At 72.7% G+C, this 26,033-nt stretch carries 21 protein-coding genes and 1 riboswitch; of the genes, 13 read left to right on the top strand and 8 right to left on the bottom strand.

What is annotated here, in order from left to right; all coding sequences use genetic code 11:
- Positions 1–58 precede the first annotated feature (58 nt).
- The 11 genes from ACME2J_RS11750 to ACME2J_RS11700 all read left to right on the top strand — a co-directional run bounded on the left by ACME2J_RS11750 (position 59) and on the right by ACME2J_RS11700 (position 12,557).
- Complete coding sequence (locus ACME2J_RS11750) at positions 59–1,564, top strand: NAD(P)/FAD-dependent oxidoreductase (RefSeq protein WP_495545104.1); 1,506 nt, start codon at positions 59–61, stop codon at positions 1,562–1,564.
- Entirely contained in the window at positions 1,561–2,598 is a 1,038-nt protein-coding gene (locus ACME2J_RS11745; RefSeq protein ID WP_495545103.1) for a carbon-nitrogen hydrolase family protein, read from the top strand. The genes ACME2J_RS11750 and ACME2J_RS11745 overlap by 4 nt, the downstream gene beginning before the upstream one ends.
- A 22-nt stretch (positions 2,599–2,620) precedes the next feature.
- Positions 2,621–3,193, top strand: coding sequence for an HD domain-containing protein (locus tag ACME2J_RS11740; protein ID WP_495545102.1), 573 nt, complete (start codon positions 2,621–2,623; stop codon positions 3,191–3,193).
- Between the two features lie 140 nt (positions 3,194–3,333).
- Positions 3,334–4,029, top strand: coding sequence for an NADH-quinone oxidoreductase subunit J family protein (locus ACME2J_RS11735; protein WP_495545101.1), 696 nt, complete (start codon positions 3,334–3,336; stop codon positions 4,027–4,029).
- Between the two features lie 3 nt (positions 4,030–4,032).
- On the top strand, positions 4,033–4,332 hold the full coding sequence (gene nuoK, locus ACME2J_RS11730; protein ID WP_495545100.1) for an NADH-quinone oxidoreductase subunit NuoK: 300 nt from the start codon (positions 4,033–4,035) through the stop codon (positions 4,330–4,332).
- A gap of 6 nt (positions 4,333–4,338) precedes the next feature.
- Positions 4,339–6,351, top strand: a complete 2,013-nt coding sequence (gene nuoL, locus ACME2J_RS11725; protein WP_495545099.1) for an NADH-quinone oxidoreductase subunit L — start codon at positions 4,339–4,341, stop codon at positions 6,349–6,351.
- Entirely contained in the window at positions 6,348–8,042 is a 1,695-nt protein-coding gene (locus tag ACME2J_RS11720; RefSeq protein ID WP_495545098.1) for a complex I subunit 4 family protein, read from the top strand. The genes nuoL and ACME2J_RS11720 overlap by 4 nt, the downstream gene beginning before the upstream one ends.
- Positions 8,039–9,568, top strand: coding sequence for an NADH-quinone oxidoreductase subunit N (locus ACME2J_RS11715; RefSeq protein WP_495545097.1), 1,530 nt, complete (start codon positions 8,039–8,041; stop codon positions 9,566–9,568). The genes ACME2J_RS11720 and ACME2J_RS11715 overlap by 4 nt, the downstream gene beginning before the upstream one ends.
- 159 nt (positions 9,569–9,727) lie before the next feature.
- Positions 9,728–9,967, top strand: a complete 240-nt coding sequence (locus tag ACME2J_RS11710) for a DUF378 domain-containing protein (RefSeq protein ID WP_495545096.1) — start codon at positions 9,728–9,730, stop codon at positions 9,965–9,967.
- A 126-nt stretch (positions 9,968–10,093) separates the two neighbouring features.
- Positions 10,094–11,491 (top strand): MBOAT family O-acyltransferase, encoded by a 1,398-nt coding sequence (locus tag ACME2J_RS11705; protein WP_495545095.1) that lies wholly within the window; start codon positions 10,094–10,096, stop codon positions 11,489–11,491.
- Position 11,492: 1 nt separating this feature from the next.
- Positions 11,493–12,557, top strand: coding sequence for a DUF459 domain-containing protein (locus tag ACME2J_RS11700; protein ID WP_495545094.1), 1,065 nt, complete (start codon positions 11,493–11,495; stop codon positions 12,555–12,557).
- Positions 12,558–12,636: 79 nt separating this feature from the next.
- Here ACME2J_RS11700 and ACME2J_RS11695 read toward each other — a convergent pair whose 3' ends face one another.
- The 3 genes from ACME2J_RS11695 to ACME2J_RS11685 form a co-directional block, all read right to left on the bottom strand.
- Positions 12,637–13,431, bottom strand: a complete 795-nt coding sequence (locus ACME2J_RS11695; RefSeq protein WP_495545093.1) for a peptidoglycan-binding protein — start codon at positions 13,429–13,431, stop codon at positions 12,637–12,639.
- A riboswitch (cyclic di-AMP (ydaO/yuaA leader) is annotated at positions 13,430–13,593 on the bottom strand. (Overlaps the previous gene by 2 nt.)
- A 69-nt stretch (positions 13,594–13,662) precedes the next feature.
- Entirely contained in the window at positions 13,663–14,064 is a 402-nt protein-coding gene (locus tag ACME2J_RS11690; RefSeq protein WP_495545092.1) for a hypothetical protein, read from the bottom strand.
- Between the two features lie 330 nt (positions 14,065–14,394).
- The gene (locus tag ACME2J_RS11685; RefSeq protein WP_495545091.1) at positions 14,395–15,663 is read right to left on the bottom strand and encodes a DUF459 domain-containing protein; all 1,269 of its coding nucleotides are present in this window, start codon (positions 15,661–15,663) and stop codon (positions 14,395–14,397) included.
- 79 nt (positions 15,664–15,742) lie between these two features.
- Here ACME2J_RS11685 and ACME2J_RS11680 point away from each other — a divergent pair, with 79 nt between their 5' ends.
- On the top strand, positions 15,743–17,356 hold the full coding sequence (locus ACME2J_RS11680) for an FAD-dependent thymidylate synthase (RefSeq protein WP_495545090.1): 1,614 nt from the start codon (positions 15,743–15,745) through the stop codon (positions 17,354–17,356).
- A 69-nt stretch (positions 17,357–17,425) separates the two neighbouring features.
- On the opposite strand, the gene ACME2J_RS11675 is transcribed toward ACME2J_RS11680, so the two are convergent.
- The 5 genes from ACME2J_RS11675 to ACME2J_RS11655 form a co-directional block, all read right to left on the bottom strand.
- Positions 17,426–19,006 (bottom strand): acetate--CoA ligase, encoded by a 1,581-nt coding sequence (locus ACME2J_RS11675; protein ID WP_495545089.1) that lies wholly within the window; start codon positions 19,004–19,006, stop codon positions 17,426–17,428.
- Between the two features lie 139 nt (positions 19,007–19,145).
- Positions 19,146–21,125, bottom strand: a complete 1,980-nt coding sequence (acs, locus tag ACME2J_RS11670) for an acetate--CoA ligase (protein WP_495545088.1) — start codon at positions 21,123–21,125, stop codon at positions 19,146–19,148.
- A 200-nt stretch (positions 21,126–21,325) separates the two neighbouring features.
- On the bottom strand, positions 21,326–23,329 hold the full coding sequence (locus ACME2J_RS11665) for a hypothetical protein (protein ID WP_495545087.1): 2,004 nt from the start codon (positions 23,327–23,329) through the stop codon (positions 21,326–21,328).
- Positions 23,330–23,479: 150 nt separating this feature from the next.
- A complete protein-coding gene (locus tag ACME2J_RS11660) occupies positions 23,480–24,454 on the bottom strand; it encodes a hypothetical protein (RefSeq protein WP_495545086.1) in 975 nt (324 codons plus the stop codon).
- Positions 24,455–24,673: a hypothetical protein gene (locus ACME2J_RS11655; protein ID WP_495545085.1), complete on the bottom strand. Its 219-nt coding sequence runs from the start codon at positions 24,671–24,673 to the stop codon at positions 24,455–24,457. It lies immediately after the preceding gene.
- Between the two features lie 85 nt (positions 24,674–24,758).
- Here ACME2J_RS11655 and ACME2J_RS11650 point away from each other — a divergent pair, with 85 nt between their 5' ends.
- Positions 24,759–25,877: a saccharopine dehydrogenase family protein gene (locus tag ACME2J_RS11650; protein WP_495545084.1), complete on the top strand. Its 1,119-nt coding sequence runs from the start codon at positions 24,759–24,761 to the stop codon at positions 25,875–25,877.
- Positions 25,878–26,033 lie beyond the last annotated feature (156 nt).

The following is a 26,033-nucleotide window of genomic DNA, read 5'->3' as shown; positions in this document are numbered from 1 at the left end:
AGTTGATTCATTTCTGAATCTGCTTGCAATCCGGCGGTGACGACGTTACGGTCGCCCCATGACCGTGCATGACGTCGTCATCGTCGGCGCGCGCCTCGCCGGGACGACCGCTGCCGCCGCCCTCGCCCGGGCCGGCCGCGACGTCGTCGTCCTCGACCGCGCGCGCTTCCCCTCCGACACGCTCTCCACCCACGTCCTCTTCTCCGGGGGCGTCGAGGAGATGAAGCGCATGGGCGCGTGGGAGCGCATCGAGGCGCTCGACCCCTCCTACATGCGCCGCCTGCACGTCGAGTCCGAGGGGGAGACCCTCATCGACGAGCCGTGGGGCACCTGCGGCGAGACGAACTACGTCATGTGCATCCCGCGCACGCTCCAGGACGCCGCGCTGGTGGAGACCGTGCGCGAGCAGGGGGTCGACGTCCGCGAGGGCTGCGAGTTCCTCGACGTCCTCTGGCGCGGCGGGCGGGTCAGCGGCGTGCGCTACCGCGACGCCGACGGCGAGGAGCACGAGCTCCACGCGAAGCTCGTCATCGGCGCCGACGGGCGCAAGTCGTCGGTCGCCGCGCGGGTCGGCGCGTGGTACCCGTACCGCGGCTCGAAGAACGGCCGCGGCCTCGTCTTCCGCTACTTCGACGACCCGCTCGTCGACACCCCCGCGAACGAGACCCTCTGGCAGTGGCGCGACGGCACCTCGGTGTGCATGGTCTTCCCGAGCGCCCCGCGGCCTCGGACGATCGCGCTCGTCATGGGCCCCGCCGCCGACGTCGCCCGGGCCCGGAAGGACCCCGACGGCACCTGGGCCGAGTTCCTGCGCCGGCATCCCGGCTTCGCGCAGCGCATCGAGGGCGGCACGAACGTCTCGAAGCTCCGCTCGACCGGCGACGTCCCCGCGTTCTTCCGCTGCGGAAGCGGCCCGGGGTGGGCTCTCGCGGGCGATGCGAGCCACTTCAAGGACCCCGTCATCGGCAACGGCCAGCGCGACGCGACGTGGATGGGCCGGTCGCTCGGCGAGGCGGTCGCACCCCTCCTCGACGACCCGGGCGCGCTCGACGCCCGCCTGCGCCAGTGGGAGCAGGAGCGCGACGACGAGTGCCTCTCCGCCTACCACTTCGCGAACAACGAGACGCGCATCCTGCCGCAGTCGCCCGTCCTCAAGGCGGTCGCCCGCGCGGGCGTGGACTCGGAGACCGGCCCGGACCTGGGCGACGTCTTCAACCGCGTGCGCACGCAGCAGGAGGTCCTGCCGGTCTCGCGGCTCCTCGACGGCGCGGTCCGCGCGGTCGCCCACGAGCCGACGCAGGCGGTGAAGATCATCCGCGACGCCCTCCCGGAGCTCGCGACGGATCTCCGCATCCGCGCCGAGCTCCGCCGCCGGCGGTTCCGCTCGACCCGCGTCATCGAGGGCTCCGAGCACCCGGGCTGGACCTGGTGGGACCCGCCGCGCCGGCCGGAGTCCGCGGCCGCGTCGAACGGCGCCTCCGCGAACGGCTCCGCCCCCGCGCCGAAGAAGAAGGCCGCGAAGACGACGAAGAAGACCCCGACCGAGAGCCCGGTGCCCGCATGACCCGCAAGCCCGTCCGCATCGCCGCCGTCCAGCCCGCGCTGAAGCGCGCGGCCGTCGAGGACAACCTCCTCCGCATCGAGGACCTCGTCCGCGACGCGCACCGCGAGCACTCGCCGCAGGTGATCGTCGTGCCCGAGGCGATGACCTCGCCGAACGTCCACCACCCGTCGATGCGTCCGGTCGCGCGCCCGGTCGACGGCGCCCCGTTCCAGCTCCTCACCCGCCTCGCCCGCGAGCTCGACTGCCTCATCGCGGGCGGCTTCCTCGCGAAGCGCGGCGGCGACACCTACGGCACGTACGTCCTCGCCGAGCCCGACGGCAGCGCGCATCTCCACGACAAGGACATCCCGTCCGCGTGGGAGCACCACTACTACGTCGGCGGCGACGACGACGGCCGCACGCACTCCGCGACGCTCGGCCTCGACGTCGGCCTCGCCTCCGGCTGGGAGTGGGCGCGCCACCGCACGTCGCAGCGCCTGCGCGGCGTCGACCTCGTGCTCGGCGGCATGTGCTGGCCCTCGTTCCCGACGAACTGGCCGGGGCCGCTGCGCGCCTGGGCGTCGCGCGAGCACGACATCTGGGTGCGGCAGAACCGCGAGCTGCCCTCGCAGGTCGCGCGGCTCGTCGGCGCGCCCGTCGTCTACGCGTGTCACGTCGGGCCGGTCGAGGCGACGTTCCCGCTCACGCCGATCCCGTGGAAGACGACGATGCTCGGCGAGACGCAGATCTGCGCCGCCGACGGCACCGTCCTCGCGCGCCTGCCCGGCGAGGAGGGCGAGGGGCACATCGCCGCCGACGTCACGCCCGGCTCGGTCGCGCCGCTCGACGGGCTCGCCGACCGCTTCTGGATCCCGGCGATGACCGTGTCGACGCACGTCGCGGCGTGGCACGTCATGAACAACGTCGGGAAGGTCGACTACCGCATCCGCAAGGCGCGCGGCCAGCACGACTGGCAGTCGCTCCCCGGTGGGGACCTCCCGGACGAGCTCCCCGCGACCGAGCCCGAGCGCGCCCACTTCGCGACGAGCGCGTGAGCGGCGGGCGAGACCGCCGTCCGTGACCGCCGACGAGCTCTGCGAGACCCCGGCCGAGCGCGCGTGCCTCGCGGCGCTGCGCGAGCGGGCCGGGGTCGACAGCCCCATGGAGCGCCACTGCCACCGGCAGTTCCTCATGGCCGAGCGGATGGCAGGCGACCGGCCCGTCGACCGCGAGCTCCTCCTCTGCGCCTGCTGGCTGCACGACGCGGGCCTGTGGACGACGAGCGGCGAGCCGTACGTCACCGAGGGGGCGCGCCTCGCCGAGGAGGTCCTCTCGCCGTTCGGGTGGGACCCGGAGCGGCTCCAGCGCTGCATGGACGCCTGCGAGCAGCACCACAGCCCCCGCTCGGTGGAGCGCTACGGCCTCGAGGCCGAGCTCGTCCGCCGGACGGACCTCGTCGACGTCAGCCGCGGCCTCCTCGCCTTCGGGCTCGACCGCGCGTGGCTGCGCGACCTCTTCGACCGCATCCCGCGAACGGGGTTCTGGCGCGCGACGATCGGACCGGCGTTCGTGTCCGAGCTGCGGCACCGTCCACGCACTCTCGGCGCCGTCTTCGTGCGTCCTCGGCGGACCGTCGCGGGCCGTCGCTGAGGCCCCGGGTCGACATGCCGTCGAAGGTCGGCCGCCGGGCGAGCTTGTGCGGACTTCGTGACACCCGCCACAGCGCCGCCGAGCCGAGGCGGCATCGGGCGTCGTCGCGGCGCGCGGACCGGTAGGTTTCCGCGCGACTGATGGCCGAGGTCCTGTTCTTCATCGCCGCGCTCGGCGCACTCGCCGGCGCCATCGGCACCGTCGGGTTGCGCAACCCGTTCTACAGCGTCCTCGCGCTCGTCTTCCACCTCCTGTCGCTCGCGGCGCTCTTCCTCCTCCTGCGGGCCGAGTTCGTCGCCGCCGCGCAGGTGATCGTCTACGCCGGCGCCGTCATGGTGCTCTACGTCTTCGTCGTCGCCTACGTCGGCGGCTCGCAAGAGCCCGTGGGGCCGACGACGGGCCCCGGCATGCGCGCTCTCGGCGCGGCCGTCGCCGTCCTCCTCTTCGCCGAGCTCGCGATCGTCTTCTTCGGCTCGGGCCTCCAGGCGATCGACTCCGAGGGCGCTCCCTACCAGGCCGGCTTCGGCTCGCCCGGCGAGATCGGCGAGCTCCTCCTCACCGACTTCCTCATCCCGTTCGAGATCGCGTCGTTCCTCCTCCTCATCGCGGCCGTGGGCGCCGTCACGCTCGCGCGGCGCCGCGGCGGGATCACCGAGGGCGACGTCATCACGCCGATGGACATCATCCGCCAGGGCGGGCGGGATCCCTTCACCGGCACGATGGCCGAGGGCGTCGGGGCGCGCCACCGCGGCACGGTCTCGGGCACGGGCCCCCAGGAGGACGACCCGACGCCCCCTGGCGGCGAGGACGCCCGCGAGCCGGAAGGAGGGCGCTGAGCGATGGACATCGGCTGGTATCTCGCGGTGAGCGCCCTCATCTTCTCCATCGGCGCCGGCGGCATCCTCGTCCGGCGCAACCCGCTCGTCATCCTCCTCTGCCTCGAGCTCATGCTGAACGCGGCGAACCTGGCGCTCATCGCGTTCGCGCGCATGCACGGCACGGGTGACGGCCACATCTTCGCGATCATCGTCATGGTCGTCGCGGCCTGCGAGGTGACGATCGGCCTCGGGCTCATCGTCGCGATGTACCGGCGGAAGCTCGCGATCGACGTCGATTCCATGCGCGAGCTCCAGGGGTAACAGGTCGTGGACGTCACCTCGTACGGCTGGCTCATCCTGCTCTTCCCGCTCGTCGGGTCGCTCGTCATCGCGCTCGGATACCGGGTCATCCCCACGCGCGTCGCCGGCGTCATCGGCACGTCGGCGATCGGCCTCGCGTTCCTCGCCGCGATCGGCGCCTTCATCCAGATCGAGGACCAGCCGCACGGCGCGCAGCAGGTCACCGGGATCCTCTACGACTACGCGTCCACCGTCGGGGTCGACGCCGAGATGTCGATCCTCGTCGACCCGCTCTCGGTCCTCATGGCGCTCGTCGTCACGGGCGTGTCGACGCTCATCCACCTGTACTCGCTCTCGTACCTGTGGTCGGACCGGGGCTACGCGCGGTTCTTCTCGTACCTCAACTTCTTCGTCTTCTCGATGCTGTTGCTCGTCCTCGCGGGCAACTTCCTCCTGCTCATCGTCGGGTGGGCGTTCGTCGGCGCCGCCTCGTACCTCCTCATCTCCTTCTGGTACCGGCGCACGACGGCGACGAGCGCGGGCATCAAGGCGTTCGTCATCAACGTCGTCGGGGACGTCGGGCTCGTCCTCGGGACGTACTTCATCTTCAAGCACACCGGGACCCTCGACTTCCTCAAGACCTTCGAGGCGGCCGAGGAGTCCTTCGCGGGGAACGACGGGGATCTCACCGCCGGCCTCATCCTCCTCCTCGTCGGAGCGTTCGCGAAGTCCGCGCAGGTGCCGCTCCACACCTGGCTCCCGGACGCGATGGAGGGCCCGACGCCCGTCTCCGCGCTCATCCACGCGGCGACGATGGTCACCGCGGGCGTCTACCTCATCGCCCGCATGCACCCGCTCTTCGAGATCGCTCCGAGCGCGGCCGACGTCGCCGCGATCATCGGTGCGATCACGCTGCTGCTCGCGGGCACGATCGGGCTCGCGGTCACCGATCTCAAGCGCGTCATCGCCTACTCGACGATGTCGCAGATCGGCTACATGATCATGGCCGTCGGGGCGGGGGCCTACGTCGCCGGCCTCTTCCACCTCATGACGCACGCCTTCTTCAAGGCGCTGCTCTTCATGGCGGCCGGCTCCGTCATCGCGGCGATGGCCGGCCAGCAGGACCTCGACAAGATGAGCGGCTTCAAGCGGGCCATGCCGTTCACCTACGGCGCGTTCGTCATCGGCGGCCTCGCTCTCGCCGGCGTGCCGCCCTTCGCGGGCTTCTTCTCGAAGGACGAGATCCTGCTCGTCATCGGCGATCGCGGCGGCTGGTACTGGGCGCTCTACGTCGCGGGCTACGTCGGCGCGTTCCTCACCGCCGTCTACACGTGGCGGATGATCTTCCGCGCCTTCTGGGGCGATCCGTGCCCGGAGGCGAAGGAGCTGGAGGAGGGGCACCTCCACCACGCCGAGGTCCACACGAACCCCGCCAACGGCGAGGTCGAGGACACCGACGTCGGCTTCCCCGGCCCCGATCACCACATCGCCGAGCGGTCGGCGCCGATGAAGGTCGCGATGTCGGTGCTCGCCTTCCTCGCGGTCGTCGGCGGCGCGGTGCAGATCCCGAAGGTGACGCTCGCGCTCGACCACTTCCTCGAGCCGACCTTCGAGGAGTCGGCGTTCAAGCAGCACGTCGAGGGCAACGACGGCCTCCTCGTCCTCGGGCTCGTCCTCGGGACGCTCATCGCGCTCGCGGGCATCGCGCTCGCCTACCGTCTCTGGGTCCAGCAGCCCGAGGCGCCGGCACGCATCCGCGAGCGCCTGTCCGGCGTGCACCGCCTCTTCGTCAACCGCTGGTACTTCGACGAGATCATCGACCTCGTCGTCGTCCGCCCGTTCGCGTGGCTCGGCCGCTTCTCCCGTGACGCGTTCGAGCGCGTCGTCGTCGGCGCCGCGCTCATCGGCGGGACGTCCGGCCTCGTGAAGGCCTCGTCCGCCGCGGTCCGCGCCCTCCAGTCGGGCTTCCTGCGCGCCTACGTCGGGCTCCTCCTCGGCGGCGGGCTCCTCGTCACCCTCTACTTCCTCCTCCAGGCGTGACCCTGCACCTCTCGATCCTCCTCTGGCTCCCGGCCGTCGTCGGCGTCCTCGGGCTGCTGCTGCCCGGGAAGGCCTCGCGGGTGCTCGCCGCGGTCGGCGCGCTCGGCGCGCTCGGCCTCGCGATCTGGGGCGTCGCCGACTACGACAAGGGCGCCGGCGGGCTCCAGCTCATCACCGACGAGACGTGGATCTCCGAGCTCGGCATCCACTACAAGCTCGGCCTCGACGGGCTCAACCTCTTCCTCGTCCTCCTGACGACGGTCCTCTTCCTCGCGGCGATCCTCTGGTCGATGCGCCGCGACGTCGAGCGCGAGCGGCTGTACTGGTTCCATCTCGGGGTCGCGCAGTCGGCGGTCCTCGGCGCGCTCATGGCGCAGGACCTCGCGCTGTTCGTCGCGTTCTTCGACCTCATGCTCGTCCCGTTCTTCTTCCTCACGGGGCAGTGGGGCGTCGGTGAGCGGCGCGTCCCGGCGGTGACGAAGCTCGTCATCTACACGCTCGTCGGATCGCTCCTCATGCTCGTGGCGGCGATCGCGCTCGCGGTGCTCTCGAAGGACCAGGCGGGCGGCGAGCTCACCTTCGTCCTGTCGGATCTCGCGAACGTCACGCTGCCCGAGGGCTCGCAGGACTGGATCTTCCTCTGCTTCGCGGCGGCGTTCCTCGTGAAGATGCCGGCGTTCCCGCTGCACGGCTGGATGCCCGACGGCTATCGGGCGATGCCGCTCCCCGTGCTCGCGGTCTTCTCGGGCGTCCTCTCGAAGGTCGCGGCGTACGGCTTCCTGAAGATCGTCGTGCCGCTCCTCCCGGACGCGGCCGTCCAGTTCCAGACGCTGCTGCTGCTCATCGCGCTCGCCTCGATCCTCTACGGGTCGGCGATCGCGTTCACGACGACCGAGACGCGCCTCGTCCTCGGATACTCGTCGCTCGCGCAGCTCGGCTTCATCCTGCTCGGCGTCTTCGCCCTCAACCCGCAGGGCGCGCAGGGCGCGATCCTCCAGTCGGTCAACCACGGCCTCGTCGTCGCGCCGGCGTTCTTCATCGTCGCGCTCCTCGCCGAGCGGGCCCGCGGCTCCGAGGACATCCGCGACATGGGCGGCCTCGCGATGCGCGCGCCGGTCCTCGCCGCGCTCTTCCTCGTCGTCGCGCTCGCGACCCTCGCGATCCCCGGCTCGTCGAACTTCGTCGGGGAGTTCTTCATCCTCCTCGGGGCCTTCAACGCGAAGCTCGCGATCGCGATCATCGCCTCGACCGGCGTCGCGCTCGCGAGCGTCTACGCGCTGCGGCTCTTCATCCGCACGATGCACAACCGGCTCGCGGCCGAGGCGGAGTCCCGTGAGATCAGCGTGCGCGACGGCCTCGTCCTCGTCCCGCTCGTGCTCGCGATCGTCGCGCTCGCGTTCTACCCGCAGCTCCCCCTCTCGAAGGGCGAGGACAGCATCACGGGCGCGGTGACGACCGCCCACGAGCTGAGCGATCCCGAGGGCGCGGCGGACTTCGCGCGCTCGCAGGGCGGCGAGGCGGCGGCGGAGGCCGGCGGCGAGCTCGGCGGCGGCGCGCTCCAGATCGATCCGGCGACGGGTCTTCCGATCGACCCCTCGACAGGCCTGCCGATCGCACCGGACGGCGGCGGCGTCCCCGGGGGGCCCGAGGGTGAGATCGAGATCGTGCCCGAGGAGGAGGTGGCGCCATGAAGGCCGAGACCCCCTACATCGACTGGATGGGGCTCTCGCCCCTCATCGCGCTGCTCGGCGGCGCGGTGGTGGTGCTCATGCTCGGCCTCTTCCGGGCCCAGATCGTCCGCCAGCAGCTCGTGCCGATCCTGTCGCTCGCCGCGCTCGGCACCTCTCTCGGTCTCGCGATCGCCGAGTGGAACGTCGAGAAGGACCTCGTCTCCCAGGCGCTGCGCCTCGACGGTCTCTCGCTGACGATCCACGTCCTCCTCATCGCGGCGGGGATCGCGACGGTGCTCCTCTCGTGGCGCGCGGTCGCCCCGCGCGAGAGCGCGCACGGCGAGTACTACTCGCTGCTCCTCACGTCGGTCGCCGGCATGGCGGTCCTCGTGCAGGCCCAGAACCTCATCACGCTCTTCATCGGCCTCGAGCTCTTCTCGATCCCGCTGTACGTGCTCTGCGCGACCGAGATGCGGCGTGCGACGTCGCTCGAGTCGGGCCTCAAGTACCTCATCGTCGGCTCGGCGGGCTCGGCGATCCTCCTCTACGGCCTCGCCCTCCTCTACGGCGCGACGGGCACGACCGACTTCGACGCGATCGCGCGGATCATCGACGACGAGGGCCTGTCGGACGACACCCTGCTGCTCGGCGGCGCGGCGCTCTGCGCCATCGGGCTCGGCTTCAAGGCGTCCGTCGCCCCGTTCCACCAGTGGACGCCCGACGTCTACGAGGGCGCGCCGACCGCGGTCACCGCGTTCATGGCCGTCGCGACGAAGGCCGCCGCGTTCGGCGCCTTCATCCGCCTCTTCGACGTCGCGCTCGTCGGCGCGAGCCTCACGTGGGCGCCCGCCCTCGCCGCCCTCGCCACGGTGACGATCATCGTCGGCAACGTCGGCGCGCTCGGCCAGTCGTCGCTGAAGCGCCTCCTCGCCTACTCGTCGGTCGCGCAGGCGGGCTACATGCTCGCGGGCGTCGTCGTCGCGACGCAGCTCGGCGTGCGCGCGACGGTGTTCTACCTCGCGGTCTACCTCGTCATGAACCTCGCCGCCTTCGCCGTCATCGTCGCGCGAGAGCGCGAGACCGGCTTCGGGGACGACATCGCCGCGGTCCAGGGCCTCGGGCGGGAGCGCCCGCTGCTCGCGTGGCCGCTCACCCTCGCGATGCTCGGTCTCGCGGGCATCCCGGCGACCGCCGGCTTCATCGGCAAGTTCTACTTGATCGACGCGGCCGTGGACGGGGACTACGCCTGGCTGGGCATCGTCATCGTCGTCGGCTCGATGATCTCGCTCGCGTACTACCTGAAGGTCGTCGCGGCGATGTGGATGGAGCCCGCCCCGGCGACGTCGGGGACGACCGGCGGCCCGGTCCCCGCGCTCGCGGGCGGCTCCGACGAGGCCTCCGCGGAGTTCCGGCCCGGCGCCGAGCGCCACTGGGAGGTCGCGCTCGTCGCGGTGCTCGCCGGTGCGGCGACGCTCGTGCTCGGCGTCGTCCCCCAGCCGCTGTTCGAGTTCGTCTCGGACGCCGGCAAGGGCCTCGGCCTCTTCTAGCGCCGCGCCGTTCTCGCGCGGCGCGGCATCGCGTCGCTCTGCGACAGGATCCTGCGACTCGCGGGGCGTTCGAACATCCGTCGAGCGCCCGTCACCGCGGTTCTCCTGCGGCGTATCTCGTGTGGAATGTCACGAACCCTTGAAGGAGGGTGAGAAGTGATGAAGTCCATGGAGAGGTTGGAGCCTCTCTGGCTCCTGCTCGTCGTGATCGGCGGCCTCAACTGGGCGATGATCGGTCTCTTCGAGACGAACGTCCTCGCCGACGTGTTCGGCACGGGGACGTTCACCGACGTCGTCTACACGGTCGTCGGCTTCGCGGCGCTCATGCTCGTGCCGCGCCTGCTGCAGGCGATGCACATCCACATGCCGGGGCACCGCCCGGCCCACGGCGCCCGGTAGGCGCCCCGTCCGCGCGCGCCGGACGTCCCCGGACGGCCGGCGCGACGCGAGCCCGCGGTGACGACCGGCGTCCGGCGCGACGCCGCTCGCTAGCCTCTCGCGCGTCCGGGACGGCCGGGCCCGCGCATGATCTTCCCCACGATCGAGTTCTGCCTCTTCTTCCTCGTCGTGCTCCCCGGCTCGTGGGCGCTCATGCGGCGCCCCGGAGGATGGAAGACGTTCCTCCTCGTCGCGAGCTACTTCTTCTACGCGTCGGCGGACTGGAAGTTCGCGTTCCTGCTCGGCGGCGTGTCGGTCGGCAACTACGTCTTCGCCCGGCTCATCACGGCGACGGACGACGAGCGGCGCAAGACCCGGCTGCTCACCGCCGCGGTGACGCTCGATCTCCTGCAGCTCGGCGTCTTCAAGTACTACGGATTCTTCGTCGAGGACATCAACGGCCTCCTCGACGGGGTGGGGCTCGGGCTGCCGCTCCCGGTCGCGACGATCGCGCTGCCCGTCGGCGTGAGCTTCTTCACGTTCCAGGCGATCTCGTACGTCGTCGACGTCCGCCGCGGGACGGTCGAGCCGGCGCCGCTGCTCGACACGCTGCTCTACATCAGCTTCTTCCCGCAGCTCGTCGCCGGGCCGATCGTCCGCGCCCACGAGTTCCTCCCGCAGCTCAAGCAGCCGCGCGACCCCATGAACGTGAAGGTGGGGGCCGGGATCCTCCTCATCGTCACCGGGCTCGTGAAGAAGGTCGTCCTCGCCGACTACCTCGCCCGCGAGGTCGTCGACCCGGTCTACGCGGTGCCGGAGGCGTACTCGTCCGCCGACGTGCTCCTGGCGACGTGGGGGTTCGCCGCGCAGATCTACTGCGACTTCTCCGGCTACACCGACATCGCGATCGGCGTGGCGCTCCTCATGGGCCTCACGTTCCCGCGGAACTTCGACAAGCCCTTCCGCGCGGCGTCGAACCAGGAGTTCTGGCGGCGCTGGCACATGACGCTGTCGCGGTTCCTGCGCGACTACCTCTACATCGGGCTCGGCGGCAACCGGCACGGCCGTCTGCGGGCCTCCCGCAACCTCTTCCTCACGATGCTCCTCGGCGGCCTCTGGCACGGCGCCGCGTGGGGGTTCCTCCTCTGGGGGGCCCTGCAGGGCGGGTGGCTCGTCGTCGAGCGCGAGCTGCGCGACCGGACCTCATGGCGGCCGCCGACGTGGTTCTCGGTGTTCCTCATCTTCAACTTCTTCGCGTTCTCGCTCATCCCGTTCCGGGCCCCGGACCTCGACGTCGCCTGGGCGCTCGTGCAGCAGTTCGGCGAGTCGGGGGCCGCGACGCTGTGGACTCCGGCGGCGACGATCATGCTCGCCGTCGTCCTCGTGAGCCACTGGCTCCCGGAGCGCCCGGTCGAGGTTCTCCGCGCCCGCGTCGAGGCTCTCCCGCCCTACGCGCTCGGCGGCGGCCTCGCCGTCTCGATCATGCTCGCCGCTGCGACGATCCCGTCCCAGGGCGTGCCACCCTTCGTCTACTTCCAGTTCTGAGATGCCCGTGGACCTCCCGACGACGACACCGCCCGAGTCGCCCCATCGCACGACGCCCAACGATCCGTCGCGGCCTGCGCGCCGCCTCACCGCGAGGGACGGCATCGTCGCCGTGCTCATCGCGGCGGTCCTCCTCGTCGTCCTCGACGGCGACGGGATCCGCCGGACCGGGGAGAAGATGGACGAGGGCCTCGGGCGCTCGGTCGTCCTCGCGGTCGGGCACCCGGCGGGCTGGGTGGCCGACCAGCTCCCGTTCGCCTCGGCGGCCGACCAGGTGACCGGGTGGTTCGCCACCGACGAGGACCTCGGCTCCGACGACGGCGAGTTCAGCACCGCCGCGACCGGGCCGGCCGACGGCGGCGGGGCGCAGGAGGGCGCGATCACGCGGGTGAGCCCGTCGGAGTTCGGCGGCGGCGCCGGCGCGGCCGCCCCGGCGGGCGAGCGGCGGCCGCTCGGGACGCTCCTCGTCACCGGCGACTCGATGGTGCAGCCGATGGACTCCTCGCTCGCGCGCGAGCTCACCGAGGAGGGCGTCCGGACGATCCGCGACGCGAAGATCGGGACCGGCATCTCGAAGACGGACCTCCTCGACTGGGGCCGCTTCTCCCAGCAGCAGGCCGCCGAGCACCGCGCGGACGCGGTCGTCGTCTTCCTCGGGGCCAACGAGGGATTCCCGATGCCGACGCCCGGTGCGGGAACGGTCGAGTGCTGCGGCCCGGAGTGGGCGGCGGAGTACGCGACGCGCGTGCGCTCGATGATGGCCGCCTACCGCCGTGGCGGCGAGGCGACGGTCTACTGGACGCTGCTTCCGGCCGCTCGAGATGGCGACCGCACCGAGATCATCGAGACGGTGAACGAGGCGATCCGCGTCGCCGCGGCGCCGTTCGGCGAGGACGTGCGGCTTCTCGACGTCCCCTCCGTCTTCACGCCGCGCGGCGCCTACCGGGATGCGATCGACGGCGAGATCGTCCGTGACGCCGACGGCATCCACCTCAACGGACGCGGCGCCGACATCGCGGCCGACCTCGTGCTGCGGGAGCTGGCCGAGACCTACGACTGGGGCTGAGCGCAGCCCTCGACCCCGTCCGACCTGACGAAACTCACGCTGGGCGTGAGTTTCGTCGATCGGGGGTGGTCGCTCTGGCCTACAGGCCCTTCGGGTGGCGGGCGATGAAGCCGTCCGAGGAGCGCTTCTCCTCGCGCCAGCGCGGGCCCTCCTCGCCGCGGCCGGACGTGTCGAAGCGCAGGCCCGCGATGACGACGTAGGCGTGGCTGCTGCGCGTGTGGATCGTGATCCACTCGCCCTCGCCGGACGACCCGAAGGACTTGAAGCCCGTCGAGTTGCGCGGCACCTCGAGGAGGCCGGCGTGGTGCAGCGCGTAGGAGATCGCGCCGGAGCAGTCGTAGCCGTCGTCCTCGATCTCCCCGTGGCCGCCGCCGTAGCGGTAGGGCTTGTCGGTGATGCGGTTCGCGGCGGCGATCGCGTCCTTCACCGGCTGTGGGGCGGCTGCCGGCGCGAGCGCCGTGCGCCCGTCGGGCCCGATGACGGCCTCCGGGCCGGGGGTGAGCTGCAGCGGCGCGTCGACGGCGCGCGGCTCGGACGCCTCGCGTGCCCGTGCGCGCCGGATCCTCTTGCCCATCCCCTTCGCCTGCGCGCGCGAGACGCGCCCGTCGGTCTTCAGCTCCTCGCGCCGCTCGTACCGGCGGACGCGCCGGAGGGTCGCCGGGCCGTACTCGCCGTCGACCTTCGTCTCGATGCCGAGCTCGGTGAGCCAGCGCTGCAGCGTGCGGACGTCGGAGCCGCTGTGGCCCTTGCGCAGGGTGCGGTCGCCGAAGTCCCGCGCCTCGGCCGGCGCGGCGGGGATGAGAGCGGCGGCGGCGAGCACGCATCCGAGCGCGCCGATCCCCCGCCGGGGGCGTGTCTTCGTGTTCACGTTCACCTCGCGTTCCTCGTGCCTGCGGGGTGAGCTGTCGGGCTCGCGCTGGAACGTGCGCTACGCCGGAGCTGTCGCCGGCGATTCGCCCCTGACGCGCCGAGGCGCGCCGTCGGGTCCCCCGCCCGCCGCCGATGTGCGTCGGCGGCGGCTCGGCCTGGTTATGACGTCACCCGCTGTGAACACGGCCGGCCGCCGAAGTTGCGGCGGCCGGCTGGGGATTCGACGTCGGTGCGGCTACGTGAACTGCGTGTAGCGGTGCATGATGTAGCCGTACTTGCCCTTGCGGCAGCTGACGGTGGCGTCGAACTGCGTGTCGATCTCGTTGCGACGCCGCTCCTTGCACTTGTAGCCGCGGACGCGCTTGTTGCACTTCCCGTCGGCACCGCCGTTCGCGCGGCGGCACTTGTACCAGGACTTCACGACGCGCTCGCCGTTCCGGCACGAGGTGCCGCGGACCCGCAGCTTCGTGACGTACGTCGGTCCGAGCTCGCGCTCCTCGTCCTCGATGTCGCACGTGCGGACCTTCGGCTTCTTCGCGGCGGCCGGGTCGGGCGTCGCGACAGCGAGGAGCAGCACGCCGGCGAGGGCGAGGAGGATGAGGCGCACGGCGGACGTGCGCGGATGGGTGATGCTCATGGCGGGTGATCCTCTCAGGTCGCACGCGCGCCTGTCGCACATCTCGGTCCGCTCCCCGGTCCGACGGGACGGGCGGGCCGGCGCCCGCGGGGAGAGGGCGCCCGAGGCCGGGGTACGAATCGAACGCGCGTTGATTTCGCCCCCCATATGGGAGCGAATCGAACGCGCGTTGATTTCGCCCCCTATACGGGAGCGAATCGAACGCGCGTTGATTTCGCCCCCGGCCCCCCAGTCCCCGGCCCCGGCCGCCGCCCGGCCCCGCCCCCGCGGCTGCGGCGCCGTGGCCGCACGCGGAGCCTGCGAGACGCCCGGCCCGGCGAGGACCTTCGCTCAGTCGCCGGAGCCGCCGCCGACCGTCTTCTCGGCGTCGGCGAAGACACCGGCGGCGATCCGCTCGCCGGCGACCGAGAGGTGGAGCCCGTCGGCGTCGCGGACGTCGACGCCCTCGATGCGCTCGACGTAGCGTCCAGAGTCGCTGAACGCGCGGTCGAGCCGCACGAGCTCGACCTCGGGCTCGCGGCGCGCGAGCTCGACGATCGCGGCGTTGACGGCGCCGATCGCGGCGGCGTAGCGAGGGTCGCGCGGGGGCGGGATCGTCGCCCACAGGATCCGGCCGCGGCCGTCGCGCGCCCAGGTGCGCGCCATCGAGCGGATCCGCCGGAGGTACTCCCGCACCCAGTCACCGGTGCAGCACGGCGCCTCGCCACCGCTCGGGCGCGGCATCGCGAAGCGGTCGTTCGCGCCGAGGAACACCATCGTGACCGAGGGGCTGTGGCGCCGGACCTGGCTGCGCGCGTGGCGGCGCCAGTCGAAGTCGCCGGGCTTGCTCACGCCCGAGGCGGGCCGCGTGTCGGAGATCACGCGGTAGCGCGAGCGCAGCCGGTCGGCGACGAAGGAGTCGATGCCCTGGATCATCGAGTCGCCCGTGAGGAGGAGCGTCGGCTTGCTCTTCCGCGGCGCGGTGCGGCCGACGCCCGTCTGCGTGCGGACGTGGTGACGGCCGAGCCGCGCGTCGATGTCGATGAGGCCGGTCCGCCGGCTCACCCGGCGCGTCGAGGTGACCGACGAGGTCCCCGCGGGGATCGCGAAGGTCCGGCAGCGCTTCTCGCGGCCCTTGCGGCGCACGCACAGATCGACGTCGATGCCGCCGAGGCCCCAGCGGTCGCGGATCGTCGTCTTCATCGTGCCCCCGCGCGAGATCCGCCGCGGCGCGGTGACGAGGAGACGGTCGCGGCAGCTCGGGGTCCGGACGGTCGTGCCCGCCTCGACGATCGTCCCGGCGGGGGTGGCGGCGGAGCCGACGAAGGTCCGCTCGAGGCGGTCGCAGCTCCACGTCGCCGCGCGCAGCAGCTCGGCGGCGCCGTCCACCCCGCCCGCGGGGTTGCGAGCGACGTCGCGGCCGAGCGTGACCCGGGCGCCGCTCGGGAGGACCTCGGAGAAGACGACCTGCGAGCCGTTCGGCGCGAGCATCGCGAGGTCGACGGCGCTGCGGTCGACGTTGGCCCCAAGGAGCGGCCCGGCGGCGGATGCGGTCGGCGCCGCGCCGGAGAGGAGAGCCGCCGCGGTGATCAGGATCGCGCTGACGGACCGGCCCCGCACCGCGGGAGAGCGTAGTCGACCCCGGCCCGCCGACCGCCGCTCGGCTGCCGCCCGGACGGCGCGCTAGCCTCACCGGCCCGTGGACTACCCGGTCGAGACCTTCACCGACGAGGAGCGCGAGCTCCTCGCCCCGCACGTGACGAACCTGGACCGGCCCGTGTTCGCGCTCGTCGGTCTGCCCGAGACCGTCAAAGGCGCCCTCTTCGCGCGCTACTCGCGCTACCCGGGCACGCTTCGCCGCCTCTTCCTCGACGAGTTCGCGAGCTCGCTGCCCGGGTCCGAGCGAGCCGCGTGGGACGGCGAGGAGGGCCGTCGGGCGGCGGACCTCTACGAGCGGATCTTCGTCGGCTACGGCGACGACTCGGTCGCGCAGCTCGGCGGCGCGCACATCGCCTGCGAGTGGGTGTCCAACGTCCTCACGAAGGTCCTCCAGCGGCCCCGGATCGGCGCCTACCTCGAGCAGTCGACGCGCTACATCGCCTACGACGCGCCGATGGACCCCGAGCCCGGCCCGGGTGGGCCCGCGCGGTTCCGCTACTACCGCGACGCCTCGCTCGGCCCGGAGTACGAGCGGGCGATGGACGACCTGTTCTCGACGTACGCGACGCTCCTCCCCCGCGTCGTGGGCTGGGCCGACGACGCGTTCCCGGCCCCGGACGGCGAGCCCTCGGCCGCGCATGCGCGTGCCATCAAGGCGAAGGCCCTCGACCTCCTCCGCGGTCTGCTGCCCGCCTCCTCGCTCAGCCACATGGGCATCTACGCCTCGGGCCAGACCTACGAGCAGCTCATCCTGCATCTCCTCGCGCACCCGCTCCCCGAGGCGCGCGAGTACGGCCGGGGCATCCTCGACGCGATGAAGGCGACGATGCCGAGCTTCGTCTCGCGCGTCGAGCGTCCCGACCGCGGAGGGGAGTGGGTGTCCTACCTCGAGCAGCGCGCGACGGCCGCGGAGCGCTGGGTCGCGCGCCTGGGCCTCGACCGGCCCTCGGCCGGTGAGGGCGCGGGGCCCTCCGTCCGCCTCCTCCACGTCGACGGGGACGAGGACGCCCTCCTCGCGGCGCTGCTCTTCGAGGCAGCCGCGGTGCCCGAGGACGAGACGCGCGCACGCGTCGCCGCGCTCTCGGCCGACGAGCGGGCGGCGCTCCTCGCGGATCTCGTCGGCGAGCGGCGCAACCGGCGCCACCGTCCCGGCCGCGGCTTCGAGGCGGTCCGGTACCGCTTCGAGATCGTCAGCGACTACGGCGCGTTCCGCGACCTCCAGCGCCACCGGATGCTCACGGTCCAGTGGCAGTCGCTCGACCCCCACCTCGGGGCCGGCGTGCCGGAGGAGATCGACGCCGCCGGCTGCGGCGACGAGTACCGGCGCGCCCTCGACGTCTCCCGGGCGGAGTGGCAGCGCCTCCACGACGCCGGCGAGGAGCGCGCGGCGCTCTACGCCCTCTGCCTCGGCTTCCGCATCCGCTTCGTCCTCGACCTCAACGCGCGTGAGGCCATGCAGCTCGTCGAGCTGCGCTCGGGGCGGGAGGGGCACCCGAGCTACCGCGCCGTCGCGCACGAGATGCACGCGCAGATCGCGGCGGTCCACCCGGCGGTCGCTGCGGCGATGACCCACGTCGACACGACGCAGGAGCCCCGCCTCGAGCGCATCCTCTCCGAGATGCGCACGCAGGCGAAGCTCGACGCCCGAGCCTGAGCACCACCGGCGCGCCGAACCGGATCCCTCCGTGGCCCGGGCCACGGAGGAATCCGGTTCGGCCGCTCGTCACGTCGCTCGCCGCTGCTCCTCCTGCTGGCGGAGCTCGATGCGGCGGATCTTGCCCGTGAGCGTCTTCGGCAGGTCGGGGACGAACTCGATGATGCGCGGGTACGCGTACGCGCTGAGGCGGTCGCGGACGAACGCCTTGATCTCCTCGGCGAGCGCGTCGGAGGGATCGTGGCCCGAGGCCGTGACGATGAACGCCTTCACGACGTGGCCGCGGCGCTCATCGGGCGAGCCGACCGCGGCGGCCTCCGCGACGGCGGGGTGCTCGAGGCACGCGGACTCGACCTCGAACGGCCCGATGCGGTAGCCGGCGGCGATGATGAGATCGTCGGCGCGGCCCTCGTACCAGTAGTAGCCGTCCTCGTCGGCGCTCGCCGCGTCCCCGGTGTGGAACCACTCGCCGCCGAAGACGCGCTCGGTGTCCTCGGGGCGATTCCAGTACCCGAGCGGGTAATGCGGGTTCGTCCGCGCCCGCAGGCAGATCTCGCCGCGTTCCCCCTGCGCGACCGGCTGCCCGTCCTCGTCCAGGATCGCCATCTCCCACCCCGGGACCGGACGACCCATCGACCCCTCCTTCACGGGCATCCACGGGTAGTTGGCGACCATCGGGTAGCTCTCGGTCATCCCGTAGTAGTCGAGGACGGTGAGCCCGTACTGCTCGCGGAACCACCGGATCGCCTCCGGGTTGAGCGGCTCGCCGGCGCTGCAGACGACCCGGAACTTCTGCGGGTACCGCTCGCCGGCGTCGGGGATCGACATCATCGACCGCATCGCGGTCGGCGTCGTGAAGACGTTCGTCACCTCGTGGCGGCTGAGCACCTCGAGCTGCTTGTGCGGGTCGAAGCCGCCCTCGCGCTGGTAGACGACCTGGATCGCGCCGAGCCTCCACGGGCCGAGGAGCGGGGCGATGCCGGCCGCCCACGCCCACTCGCCCATGCCGTGGAAGCGCTCGCCCGGCTGGACGTCGTGGCAGTGGACGAACTCGTTGTGCGCGAGGAGATAGCGGTGCGCGTGGAGGATGCCCTTCGCGAGCCCGGTCGTCCCCGACGTGTAGTAGAGCTGCGCCGGGTCGTCGGCGGAGGTGTCGGGCTCGACCGGGGTCGAGGGGGCGTGCGTGAGGAGGCCGTCGCCGCGGTCCATCACGAGGACCTCCTTCACGAGCGAGGCGTCGAACCGGTCGACGTTCGCGCGGTCGGTGACGAGGACGGTCGCCCCGGAGTCGACGAGCCGGTGGCGGATGCCGTCGTCCCCGTAGAGGACGCTCATGGAGAGGAGGATCCCCCCGAGCTTCCACGTCCCGAAGAACATCGCGGCCGTCTCCGGAGAGGGCGGGAGCACGATCGCGACCCGGTCGCCCTTGCCGACGCCGGCGGCCTGCAGCACGTGCGCGGCGCGATTGGCGAGGTTCTGCAGCTCGCCCCAGCTCACCTGGCGGCGCTGGCCGTCGTAGCGCTCGAAGATCATCGCCGTCTGCCCTGGCGGGTGCTTGTCGCAGACGTCGGCGGCGATGTTGTAGCGCTCCGGCACCTCCCAGGCGTGCTCGGCGCACGCCTGCTCGTAGGTCTTCTGCGTCGTGCTCACGGCGGCCTCTCCTCCGGCGGTCGGGACAGGGCGAGTCTCTTGCGCGCCGTGCCGCACGTCAACCGGTGCGTCCCCGGAGGCGGGGACGCACCGTTGCGCCGCATGGCTGTCCGTCGACCGACCGGAGGCTCTGGCCCCGTCAGTCCTCTTGCGCCTGCGCCTCCGTGATCTTCTCCTGGAGTTGCGACATCACCGCGGGGTCGCGGAGCGTCGTGACGTCGCCGAGCGCGCGGCCCTCGGCGATGTCCTTCAGCAGGCGGCGCATGATCTTCCCGGAGCGCGTCTTCGGGAGGTCGTCGGACCAGACGATCCGCTTCGGCCGGGCGAGCTTGCCGATGCGCTGGGCGACGTGCTCGCGGATCTCCGCCTCGAGGTCCGAGGTCCCCTCGAGGTCGCCCTCGAGCGTGACGAACGCGCAGACCGCCTGACCGGTGTCCTCGTCGACCTGGCCGATGACCGCGGCCTCCGCGACCTTGCCGTGCGAGACGATCGCCGACTCGATCTCGGCGGTCGACATGCGGTGCCCGGAGACGTTGAGGACGTCGTCGACGCGCCCGATGACCCAGACGTAGCCGTCGGGATCCTTCTTCGACGCGTCGCCGACGAAGTAGGTCTCCGGCCCGAACTTCGACCAGTAGGTCTCGACGTAGCGGTCGTCGTCGCCGTAGAGCGTGCGCAGCATCCCCGGCCACGGGCGCGTGAGCGTGAGGAGGCCCTGGGTGCCGTCGGGGACGGGGCTGCCGTCCTGGTCGACGACCTCCGCGGCGATGCCCGGCAGCGGCGTGCCCGCCGAGCCGGGCTTGCCGTACTGGGCGCCCGGGAGCGTCGTGATCATGATGTGGCCCGTCTCGGTCTGCCACCACGTGTCGACGATCGGACAGCGCTCCCCGCCGATGACCTTGTGGTACCAGAGCCACGCCTTCGGGTTGATCGGCTCGCCGACCGTGCCGAGGAGACGCAGGGACGAGAGGTCGTGCGCCGCGGGCTTGTCGGCGCCCCATTTCATGCACGCCCGGATCGCCGTCGGCGCGGTGTAGAAGAGCGTCACCCCGTACTTCTCGCAGAGCTCCCACCAGATCCCCTGGTGCGGGTAGTCGGGCGCCCCCTCGAACATCACCGATGTCGTCGCGTTGAGGAGCGGCCCGTAGACGATGTAGGAGTGGCCGGTGACCCAGCCGACGTCGGCCGAGCACCAGTAGACGTCGGACTCCGGCCGCAGGTCGAAGACGTGCTTGTGCGTCCAGCCGACACCGGTGAGGTAGCCGCCGGTCGTGTGGAGGATGCCCTTCGGCTTCGCCGTCGAGCCCGAGGAGTAGAGGATGAAGAGCGGGTGCTCGGCGTCGAGCGCCTCGGGGGCGCACTCCGCGTCCGCGGCGGCGAGCGCCTCGTCGTAGAAGACGTCGCGGCCGTCGGTCATCGGGCAGTCCTCGCCCGTGTTGCGCACGACGAGGATCGTCTGCAGCGAGCCGAGGTCGGCCATCACCTCGTCGACCGCGGACTTCACCGGCGCGCTCTTGCCCTTCCGGCGGGCGTGGTCGGCGGTGATGAGGGCCTTCGCCTCGCTCACCTCCATGCGCTCCCGCACGGATTCGGCGCTGAAGCCGCCGAAGACGACGTTGTGCGGCGCGCCGATCCGCGCGCACGCGAGCATCGCGACGACGACCTCGGGGATCATCGGGAGGAAGATCCCGACGACGTCGCCCCGTCCGATGCCGCGGTCCTTCAGCGCGTTCGCGCAGCGCTGCACGTCGCGGTGGAGATCCGCATAGGTGATGGCGCGCGTCTCGCCCTCCTCGCCGTGCCAGTGGAAGGCGACCCGGTCGCCGAGACCCGCCTCGACGTGACGGTCGACGCAGTTGTACGAGGCGTTGAGCGTCCCGTCCTCGAACCACTTGTAGAACGGCGGGTTCTCGTCGTCGAGGGCGCGCGTCGGCTCGCGGAACCAGTGCAGCGCCTTCGCCTGCTCGGCCCACCATCCGACGGGATCGGCCTCTGCCGCCTCGTGGACGGAGCGATCGTGGATGCGCGCGTGCTCGGCGAAGTCGCGGGGGACGGGGAACGTGTCGACCATGAGGAGGTCGTTGAGCTCGCGCTCGAGCGTCATGCCGGTGTCGGCCATCGGGCGGTATCTCCTTCGGGTGCGGTGAGACCTCCGATCATCGCGGGCGGGGCCGCCGGGTGTCCAGCCGCGGCCGGCGAGATGGCGAGGTCGCGGCGATGCCGGGCGAGCCCGGTCACGGACCTGGGGGCGAAGCCCCCCCGGAACGACGCGGGGCGGACCCGAAGGCCCGCCCCGCGGCTCGTCAGGTGACGGACCGGCTAGTCGTCGCGGCCCGCCCGCAGGCGCGCGCTCGCGCGCACGTTCTGCCGGTTGTTGTCGGCGTCGATGACGGTGACGATGACGTTCACCCGCACCGACCCGCTCTTGTTGTTGCGGCGGATCCGCTTGAGGACGGCCTGGCGCTGCGCGTTGAGCCGGAGGATCGCGTAGCCGACCTTGCCCTCGTCGAGCTGGACGGCCGCGGTCTCGAACGTCACGCGCCGCTTGGGCCGGCTGCCGCGGCTCGCCGGGTTGATCTTGTCGCGCGAGCGGATCTTCATCTCGCCGCCGCACGTCTTCACGGCGCGACGACGGCAGTAGATCCTCACGCGGAGGCGGCCCTTGTTGCGACCGGCCGTCGGCATCGTGATCGTCTTCGCGTCGATCCGGATGAGCGCGCGCTTGTCGCCGGACTCGAGGTCCAGCGTCTGGCCCTGGCCGGCGACGGACTCACCCTGCGGGCCGGGCGGGCCCGCCGGGCCCTGGGCGCCGGGGGTCCCGGGAGCACCCGGGATCCCGGGGATGCCCTGGGCTCCGGGCACGCCCGGAGCGCCTGCCGGACCGGGCGCGCCCGGCGCGCCCACCGGACCCTGCTCGCCGGTGCCCGTCGTCGTGAACGTCACCGTGTTGCCCCGGACGGTCCCGAGGTCGTTCTCCGCGACGACGCGGTAGATGTACGCCGTCTCCGGGGTGAGGTTCGGGATCGGCACGCTGTTGGGGCTGACGGCGTCCTTGCCGTCGCCGATCGGCACCTCGTCACCGGGCAGCGGGAAGCGGCCGATGAACGTGCCCTGGCTGGCGAAGCCGAGCTCGTAGTGGATCTTCGTCGGCCGGCCGTTCGCGTCGACCGAGCTGTTGAGCGTCGCCGAGGTCGGCCCGACGCCCGTCGCCGGCAGCGTCGTCGCCGACGGCTGGCAGTCGGTCTCGAACTCGCGCAGCCCGCCGCTGATCGGGGTGCCGCCCGGCTGCGGGTCGCCGATGCCGTTGCTCGCGACGAGCTCGAACAGGTAGCGCGTGCACGTCGCGAGACCGGTGATCGGCTCGTTCACGGGGACGAGCTGAATGCCTGCCCCGGCGTCCCGCACCGGCGTCACGTCCGCGTTGACCGTGGTGTCCGGCCGGTAGCGGAAACGGTAGACAGCGGGGTTCCCGCGCGGGTTGACGGCCCCGTTGAGGGTGGCCGTCGTCGCGTCGACCGCCGTCGCCTGGTCGGTCCGCACGAACGGCGGCGAGACGAAGTTCGGGGTCCCGTCGGCGACCTGCAGCTTGACGTTGTCGAACTGCGCGCGGACGTCGACGACGCCGATCGCGAGCCCGCTACGGGCCTCCGACTCGATGACGACCCGGTAGGACTGGCCGGCGACGAGGCCGGTCGGCCCGACGGGGACCGTGACCTCGCGACGCGCGAACGCGGGCCGGCTGCCCGGCAGGATCAGCCCGCCCGGGGCGTCGAGAGTCTCCGTCGGCAGAGCGATCGTCGCGGGACCCTCGGTCCCCGACGTCCTCACGATCCGGACCGTGTACTCGACGTTGCCGCCGAGGTTGAGGAGCGCGTCGCTGAACGCACGGCGGTCGAGCGAGAGCGTCGCGCCGGTGATCGCGGCGCCGGCCGGCGGCGGGGCGACCGTGAAGGCGGGCGACTGGGCGGCGGTGGTGCCGCTGAAGAGCAGGCCCGGGATGAGCACGTCGAGCGCGTCGACGACCGCCTCCGTCCTCTGCTCGAGGCTGCCGGGCGGGTTGCCGTCGGCGGCCGCGTGCGTCGTCGCCGTCTGGCAGACGATCGGCACGTCGACCGGGATGGTCCCGACGAGGAGCTCGCAGCCCTGATCGGTCTCCTGCCAGCCGTCGAGGCCGGCGTCGAAGGTGCTGCCGCCCGTGGGCGCCCCCCCGGTCGGATAGATCGTGTCGGCGTGGGCGGCCGTGGCCGCCCCGAAGAGAGCGAGAACGACGGACACGATCGCCGTCCCGGCGCCACGTCGCAGACCCTGCGCGTGAATCGTCATGAGTACCCCTGCCTGTGTCCGGTGATGGATGCGGGGATCCCACTCCCCGCCCGGTGTGCCAGGAAGGTAGTCGAAAACTGCCCGGGAAGGGCGGAATTTCAGCTGCAGCGGCGTCGAGACCAACCGGAAAACGGGGTCTCGGAGCCGGGGTCAGCGCCGCTTGCGCCTGCGCTTCTTCGAGGAGGAATGAGGCTTCGCCGTCGCCGGTCCGGGGGTGTTCCCGCCCCGGGGAGGAGCCGTCTCGCGCGGGTCGCTCGCGTCGCCCGCGGGCTGCTCGTCCGTGCTCGCGGCCTGCTCGCGCTCCCGGCGCTCCCGGAGCTCCTGCTGGCTGGGCCATGGCTCCGCGCGGCCGGTCCGCCAGGCGGGCGGGATGCCGGCGCCGGGCCAGAAGCCGAGGAACAGGACGCCGAGGGCGACGAGCCAGTAGGTCTGGACGACCGGGACCTGCCCGGCGAGCGGGATGATGAGCAGGAAGCCCGTGATGACGCCGAGGACCCCCATGAAGCGGGTGAGGAGGCCGACGCGCATCGCGTTGAGCGAGAGGACGACGAACCCGACGGCGACGCCGAGGTTGCCGAGCAGGCCGAAGAGCGGCACGACGGTGATGACGCCCTCCTGCAGGGCGTCCCTCGCCGCGTCGCTCGTGCGGTCGGTCCCGTTGAAGAAGTCGTTCGCGTTGATCGTGATCGCGACCTGCCGGGCGAGCGCCGCGACGGCGAGGAGCACGGGGCCGCCCACGACGAACGGGATCCACGTCTTCGACATGAGCGGGTTCCGGGCCCGGATCGCCCGCAGCAGGTGCAGGAAGGCCGGGAGGAGGAGGATCGCGCCGAGGGCGATGAGCGCGCTCCCGATGTTGAACCCGAGCGTGTTCTCGTCGTAGAAGCGCAGCTGCTCGACGAGCAGGCCCTCTTCGCCGGCCCGCTCGCCCGCTGCCTCGCGGAGGGCGTCGAGGTAGAGGACCTCCGGGAAGTCCGGGAGCGTGCCGAGGACGACCCCGCCCGCGAGGGTGAGGATCCCGGCGAGGATCGCCGCGATGCCCGCGGGACGCGCGCGGCGCGACTCGCGCTCGAGCGTCTCCTCGACGGGCGGCAGCTCCGTCTCGTCGACGGCGGGCTCCGGCACCTAGCGGTCTCCCCGACCCAGGTTCTCGCCCGCCTGGGTCCCGTGGCCGATCGGCGTCCGCGGCGAGCGGCGGACGGCGACGTCGTCGCCCCGCTCGGGCTGGACGACGCGCGAGACGCGGTCGCCGGCGGCGAGGAGGAGGTCGAGGGCGGGCGCGGCGAGGCGAAGGCCGGCCTCGATGCGCTCGCGCCAGGCGAGCTGTGTCGGGGAGGGCGGCACCGCGGGCATCGTAGCGAGCGGGGGAGGGGCGGGACTCGCGGGCGGGCGCCCGGCCGGGCCGGGGCGGGCCACTACGATCGCGAGCATGAGCGCCAGTGATCCTCCGTCCGCGCCGATCGCCGTCTACGGGGCGACCGGCTACACCGGCAAGCTCGTCGTGGCCGAGCTGCGCCGGCGCGGCGCCGACGTCGTCGTCAGCGGCCGCTCGGCGGACGCGCTCGCGCGCCTCGCCGACGAGCACGGTCTCCCGGCCGACGCGGTGCGTCCCGCCGCGACGACCGATCCCGGCGCGCTTCGCCGGGCGCTCGAGGGGTGCGGCGCGGTCATCGCGTGCGCGGGCCCGTTCGTCGAGGTGGGCGAGCCGGTGGTGCGCGCCGCGGTCGAGGCCGGCGTCCACTACGTCGACACGACCGGGGAGCAGTCGTTCATCCGCCGGGTGATCGAGGTCCACGGGCCGGCGGCCGAGCGCGCCGGCGTCGCCCTCGTGAGCGGGATGGGCTTCGACTACCTCCCCGGCGACCTCCTCTGCGCGGTCGCCGCGGAGGGGCTCGGGCGCCTGCGCGAGCTGCGCATCACCTATGCCGTCGAGGGCTTCGGCGCGACGCGCGGGACGATGCGCAGCGCGCTGCTCATGGTGAGCGGCGACCAGGTCGTCTACGAGGACGGCGAGCTGCGCCCCGCGTCCCTGCGCATGCCGCTCGGCGAGACGGCGGACGTCCCCGGCGTCGGGCGGACGCCGGTCGCCCCGTACCCCTCCGGCGAGATCGTCACGGTCCCGCGGCACGTCGACACGCCGCGGGTCGTCTCGCGCATCTCCGCCGCGACGTTCGCGCCGAATCCCCGGCTCGCGAAGGCCGTCCCGCTCCTCACCCCGCTCACGGTCCTCGCCCTCCGCACGCCGCTGCGCCGGGGTCTCGACCAGCTCATCGGCCGTCTCCCGGAGGGGCCGCCGGAGGACGCGCGCCGGCGGGCGGCCTACACGCTCGTCGCGGATGCCGTCCCCGAGAGCGGCGAGACGCGGCGGGCGGTGCTGCGCGGCACGGACGTCTACGGGATCACCGCGGTGACGACCGCGCACGCCGCCGGCCTCATGACCGCGCCGGGGTACGACCGCGCCGGCGGCCTCGCCCCCGCCGAGGCGTACGAGCCTCGCGAGTTCCTCGACGCTCTCGCCGAGCACGGCGTCACGTACGAGGTCCTGTGACCGGGACGGGGCAGCCGTGTCCGGCGTGCGGCGGCCGGCTCGCGCCGTGGCGCGACGGCGCCGCGGGGGAGCCCGGTGGCGGCCGCGTGCCGCTCGCCCGCTGCGGAGCCTGCGGCACGGCGGTGACGCTCGCGGCCGCGCCGGCCGACGTCCACG

The organism is Paraconexibacter sp. (assembly GCF_059438195.1).
This window is presented reverse-complemented; position numbering and strand designations above follow the sequence as displayed.

What these genes read in the sequence shown, in the direction of transcription:
- ACME2J_RS11735 (WP_495545101.1), top strand. Translation starts at nt 3,334, where the DNA reads ATGGCCGAGGTCCTGTTCTTCATCGCCGCGCTCGGCGCACTCGCCGGC.
- ACME2J_RS11700 (WP_495545094.1), top strand. Translation starts at nt 11,493, where the DNA reads ATGCCCGTGGACCTCCCGACGACGACACCGCCCGAGTCGCCCCATCGC.
- ACME2J_RS11745 (WP_495545103.1), top strand. Translation starts at nt 1,561, where the DNA reads ATGACCCGCAAGCCCGTCCGCATCGCCGCCGTCCAGCCCGCGCTGAAG.
- ACME2J_RS11690 (WP_495545092.1), bottom strand. Translation starts at nt 14,064, where the DNA reads ATGAGCATCACCCATCCGCGCACGTCCGCCGTGCGCCTCATCCTCCTC.
- ACME2J_RS11665 (WP_495545087.1), bottom strand. Translation starts at nt 23,329, where the DNA reads ATGACGATTCACGCGCAGGGTCTGCGACGTGGCGCCGGGACGGCGATC.
- ACME2J_RS11715 (WP_495545097.1), top strand. Translation starts at nt 8,039, where the DNA reads ATGAAGGCCGAGACCCCCTACATCGACTGGATGGGGCTCTCGCCCCTC.
- ACME2J_RS11705 (WP_495545095.1), top strand. Translation starts at nt 10,094, where the DNA reads ATGATCTTCCCCACGATCGAGTTCTGCCTCTTCTTCCTCGTCGTGCTC.
- acs (WP_495545088.1), bottom strand. Translation starts at nt 21,125, where the DNA reads ATGGCCGACACCGGCATGACGCTCGAGCGCGAGCTCAACGACCTCCTC.
- ACME2J_RS11710 (WP_495545096.1), top strand. Translation starts at nt 9,728, where the DNA reads ATGAAGTCCATGGAGAGGTTGGAGCCTCTCTGGCTCCTGCTCGTCGTG.
- ACME2J_RS11750 (WP_495545104.1), top strand. Translation starts at nt 59, where the DNA reads ATGACCGTGCATGACGTCGTCATCGTCGGCGCGCGCCTCGCCGGGACG.
- ACME2J_RS11650 (WP_495545084.1), top strand. Translation starts at nt 24,759, where the DNA reads ATGAGCGCCAGTGATCCTCCGTCCGCGCCGATCGCCGTCTACGGGGCG.
- nuoK (WP_495545100.1), top strand. Translation starts at nt 4,033, where the DNA reads ATGGACATCGGCTGGTATCTCGCGGTGAGCGCCCTCATCTTCTCCATC.